Here is a 381-nt window from a genome sequence, read left to right on the forward strand (position 1 = left end):
TGAGCCCATTGTCATCATTGGCATCAGAATACGCTCATTGCGCTGGTAGAAGGTACCATCCTTAACTTCTTCATCAGCTTTAAGCGCTTCTTCTTCACCCACCACTTGGCGTGTTAACAAGTGATTCAATGCTACCGGCGGGCTCAAGTAACCCAACTCAAAGGCAACCAAAGTCATCATCCAGAAGTGAATTGGATCAATACCAGCCTGGTAAGCAACCGTAGCGATTGTTTGGCTTACCAGAATTACCGCACCAAAGGCTTCCATAATCATACCCATGACAACCAACGCACACACCATAAGGGCCATTGCTGTCCAGATACTTGAGAAGTCACTTGGGAACATCTCAACAACACCGGTTCGTTCGATCATACCACCCAA

At 47.0% G+C, this 381-nt stretch carries 1 protein-coding gene; it reads right to left on the reverse strand.

Translation table 11 applies throughout. The annotated features are described in order from the left end of the window. Window positions 1-372: TRAP transporter large permease subunit (locus tag A3766_RS09150; RefSeq protein WP_369808616.1), on the reverse strand; the 372-nt coding region annotated here is incomplete at its 3' end. Between the last annotated feature and the right edge of the window lie 9 nt (window positions 373-381).

The organism is Oleiphilus sp. HI0132, from assembly GCF_001635845.1.